Source organism: Paractinoplanes bogorensis (genome assembly GCF_018829635.1).
GTDB lineage: Bacteria > Actinomycetota > Actinomycetes > Mycobacteriales > Micromonosporaceae > Actinoplanes > Actinoplanes bogorensis.
The window spans coordinates 364342-368288 of sequence record NZ_JAHKKG010000003.1; the positions used below are offsets into that span (position 1 = coordinate 364342).

General features: G+C 69.5%; 3 protein-coding genes. All 3 read right to left on the bottom strand.

The annotated features are described in order from the left end of the window. Nucleotides 1-19: 19 nt before the first annotated feature. From mhpA to KOI35_RS10050, 3 genes are read right to left on the bottom strand one after another with little or no spacing between them, the layout of a single operon-like run. Nucleotides 20-1570: a bifunctional 3-(3-hydroxy-phenyl)propionate/3-hydroxycinnamic acid hydroxylase MhpA gene (mhpA, locus tag KOI35_RS10040; RefSeq protein ID WP_215785879.1), complete on the bottom strand. Its 1551-nt coding sequence runs from the start codon at nt 1568-1570 to the stop codon at nt 20-22. A gap of 13 nt (nt 1571-1583) precedes the next feature. Further along, nucleotides 1584-2723, bottom strand: coding sequence for a 3-deoxy-7-phosphoheptulonate synthase (locus KOI35_RS10045; protein ID WP_215785881.1), 1140 nt, complete (start codon nt 2721-2723; stop codon nt 1584-1586). Next, nucleotides 2723-3739 carry an FkbO/Hyg5 family chorismatase gene (locus KOI35_RS10050; protein ID WP_215785883.1) on the bottom strand — a complete coding sequence of 339 codons (1017 nt, stop codon included), beginning with the start codon at nt 3737-3739 and terminating at the stop codon, nt 2723-2725. The genes KOI35_RS10045 and KOI35_RS10050 overlap by 1 nt, the downstream gene beginning before the upstream one ends. Between the last annotated feature and the right edge of the window lie 208 nt (nt 3740-3947).

Below are 3947 nucleotides of genomic sequence, written 5' to 3' on the forward strand. Positions count from 1 at the left end.
GGCCAGGGCCGGGGGGCTCCTACCTCGGGAGGAGGTCGGCGCGCAGCTCCTTGACCAGAGTGGACAGGTCGGGGCGGGAGGACGCCGTGCCGTACAGGTAGAAGTCGGGGCGCACCAGGGCGCCGACCTGCTTGGTGCCGGTCAGGTAGGGCAGGTAGACACCGTCGGTGTCGATGACCTCGTGGTCCTTCAGGTTCCGGTCCGGTACGCGACCCGGCAGCACCCGCACCACGTGCGCGCCCAGCTCCTTGAGGAACGACTGGTCGTCCTCGTCGAGCACCAGCCCCGGGTCGAACGTCGCGAACAGCACGAACCCGCGCCCGACCAGGTCGTCGAACATCGCCGTGCGGCCGCCGCGGGACACCCGGCCCTGGGGGACCAGGTCGCCCGCCAGGCCGGCCACGGCGCCCTCGGCGTTGCGCCGCACGATGCCGTCGGTGAGCGCGAAGTACTGCGGCACCCCGGCCTGCGCGGGGTCCTGCTGGCGGGCGAACATGACCCGGTCCCGGACGGCGGCCGCGGCCGGGTCGAGTTCCGAGATCATCTTGCCGACCTCGATGGCCAGCTCGGTGGTCCGGCGCACGTGCGGGTCACGCTCCTGCACGTACGCGGTCATCACCTGCGCCGAGGCAACCTCGCGGAGCACCAGGTCGAGCTTCCAGGCCAGGTTGACCGCGTCGCGGATGCCCGAGCACATGCCCTGGCCGATGAACGGCGGCATCAGGTGGGCCGAGTCGCCGGCCAGCAGCAGCCGGCCCCGCTTCCAGTCCCGAACGATGCTCGCCTTGAACGTGTAGACGATGTGCCGGGTCAGGTCGGCGTTGTCCGGCGTGACGCCGTGCGGTTCGAGCAGCTCCCACATCCGGGCCTCGCTGCTGAGTTCCTCCAGCGACTCGCCCGGCAGGCGCATGAACTCCCACCGCCGGTGGCCGCGACCGCTGGAGACGATGGTGGTGGGCCGTTCCGGGTCGCAGATCTGCAGATCGTTGGGCTTGAAGGTGCGCGGCTCGTGGAACACGACGTCGCACAGCAACCAGTCGTGCTCGAAGTTGAGGTCCACGATGGACGTGCCGATGTGCTCGCGGACGAAGCTGTTGGCGCCGTCGCAGCCGACCACCCAGCTCGCGGTCAGCTCGCCGTTGAGCTCCACGTGATCGCCGTGGTCGACCAGTTCCGTGACGTCGTATCCGGTGCGCAGTTCCAGGTTGGGCAAGGTCTTGGCGTGCTCGCGCAGCGCCGCCTCGAAGGTGGGCTGGTGCATGATGACCGCCTTGGGCCACCCGTCCCGGTCCGGCACGTACGGGTTGTCCAGGTGCAGCAGCGTCTCGCCGGCCGCGTTCAGGAAGTCGTACTCGCCGACCGGCTCACCCAGCTCGTACAGGTCGTCGTTGAGCCCGACGGTCGCGAAGTTGCGCGCCGTCTCGCCGTCGAAGGCGACCACCCGCGGGAACGGGTACTGGTCCTGATAGCGCTCCAGGATCGCCACCCGGTGCCCGCGCTGGGCGACCGCGATGCCCAGCACGAGGCCGACCGGGCCGCATCCGACGATCGCGACATCGACGTCGGGCATCTCTTCCTCCGGTTCAGAAGACAGTCTCGATCAGGGTGCGGGCCTGAACCGGGTTGAGCCGCGGATCGCACAGCGACTCGTAACGTCGTCCCAGTTCGTCCTCGGCCACACCGGCGCCGACGCACTCGGTGACGTCGGCCGCGGCGACCTCGAGATGCAGGCCGCCCGGGTGCAGTCCGAGCCCCTCCAGCGCGGCCCGGAACAGCCCGGCCTCCGCGATCATAGAGTCGAGATGTCTGGTCTTTTCCCCGGATTTCGCGCGTACGGTGTTGCCGTGCATCGGGTCGCTGAGCCACACCACGGGATGACCCGCCCGCCGCACGGCCCGGGCGATCGGCGGGAGCGCCTCGGCCACCCGGCCGGCGCCCATCCGCGCGATCAGCGTGAGGCGGCCCGGCTCGCGGTGCGGGTCGAGGCGCTCGCACAGGTCGACCACACTCTCCGGGCTCGCGGTCGGCCCGACCTTGCAGGCCACCGGGTTCGTCACCGCGGCCAGCATCGCCACGTGCGCGTGGTCGGCCTGCCGGGTGCGCTCGCCGATCCACGGCAGGTGGGTCGAGGCGAGGTAGAGCCCGGCGCCCCGGCGCACCTGCGGCCCTTCGTAGTCGAGCAGCAACGCCTCGTGGCTGACCCACAGCGAGCCGCGGAGACCGGCCAGCACGCGGGCGCTGTGGTCGTACGCCTGCAGCAGCCGCTCCGGGTCGGGCACGCGGGCCGCCGGATGGGGCGCGGGGGAGTTGACGATGTGCCCGCGAAACGTCGGCATCTCGATTCCGGCGACCGTTTCCGTGGCGCTCGACCGCGGCTTGGCGTATTGCCCGGCCATCCGCCCGAAACGCATCACCGGCTGCCCGGTGGAAAGGGTCAGCGAGTCGGCCAGGTCACCGATGACGGCCGCTTTGGCCGCCGTTACCGAAGGGCCCGACTCGTCGAAACTCTCGGCGCAGTCGCCGGCTTGCAGTAATAGCGCGTCACCGGTCGCCACGCGCGCAATTCCGGCACGCGCGGCCTCGATTTCCGATTCGGTTACGAGCGGTTCACGGAAACGTAATTCCGTACGCATACGGGAAAGTGAAGGGTGGTCACTCCACGCGGGTTGTTCGCGTGCGGGGAGTGACTCCCACCGTTCCTCGAGATCGGCGACGGTAAACATCAGTACGCGATTCCCTCGATCTCGACCAGCAGGTCGGACCGGCACACGTCCACGTTGAGGTAGCGCACCTCGGCGGCCGGCGAGAAGGCCCGCTCGCAGATGCCGCGGACCACCGGGATGTCCTCGGCGTGCCGCACGTACACCTTGATGTGGTCGAGATTGGCCAGGAAGTAGCCGTCGCCGATGCCGTGCTCCCACAGGTTGCTCGCGCCGATCACGCGGGCGATGTTCTCCAGCGAGAGGTGGGTCTGCCGGACCAGGTCGCCCTCGTGCCGCGACTCGTGGCCGGTGATGCTGGCGGTGCCGCTGACGTAGACCCGGCCGCCCATCCGGGTGGCCCGGGCGAACTTCGGCGCCTTCGGGCCGTAGCGCTGCGGGTAGTGGTAGGCCGACACCTGCTGCGGGTTCTCGATCGCGATCGGCGAGCCGGAACGGCTGGTCAGGAAGTAGAAGCCGATGCCGCCGCCGAGCGCGCCGATGCCGGTGGCGGCCGGGATCTCGGTCTCGTTGAACCGCATCGTGGCGAACGCGTCGGCCCGGCCCAGGCAGAAGTCGCGGTAGTTCTCCAGGCCCTCGGCGTTGTCCTCGTTGATCGCGCCGACCACGTTCCACATCCGGTAGCAGTTCGGATAGCCGAGGTCGCGGATCAGGCCGAGCGCGGTCAGATAGGCCTTCTCGGTGGCTGTCGCGTAGTGGCCGCTCTCGGCGATGCGACCGGCGACGAACAGGAACTCGCCGTCGTGCGCGTAGGCCACGCCGTCGTGCATGCCGGCCGTCACGTCGTGCGGGGTCGTCCACAGCTCGCTGAACGAATCGGCCTTGCCGTGCGCCATGTGCAGGGCGAGCCGGGGGCTGCGGGCGGACAGGATCGGATCGGCCGCCGCGGTCGTGTAGTCGACCCGGCCGAGCACATTCTCCCGTGCCGCGATCATGTCGGCGACATCGGGATCGACGAGGGTGGTGCTCAGTGCGTATCCCTGGTCGATTCCGTTTTCGGACAGTGGTGTCTGAGTCATGGTCGCTGCCTTTATCTCGGCGATAACCGGGCAGGCTGGACGCTAGCAGCGGCCTTTCGAGGGAAATTCCAGCCTCGTTACGGCGGGGCGTTCGGGGTCGAACATAGGGGGGTCCTAGGGGGTCGGCAGGGGCGGACAGCCGGGATTCCTGATATTTCCTCGCAACGGCCGCCGCTAGCGTCGGATTCATAGCCGGGAGGGATGTCGC

What these genes read in the sequence shown, in the direction of transcription:
- mhpA (WP_215785879.1), bottom strand. Translation starts at nt 1,570, where the DNA reads ATGCCCGACGTCGATGTCGCGATCGTCGGATGCGGCCCGGTCGGCCTC.
- KOI35_RS10045 (WP_215785881.1), bottom strand. Translation starts at nt 2,723, where the DNA reads ATGTTTACCGTCGCCGATCTCGAGGAACGGTGGGAGTCACTCCCCGCA.
- KOI35_RS10050 (WP_215785883.1), bottom strand. Translation starts at nt 3,739, where the DNA reads ATGACTCAGACACCACTGTCCGAAAACGGAATCGACCAGGGATACGCA.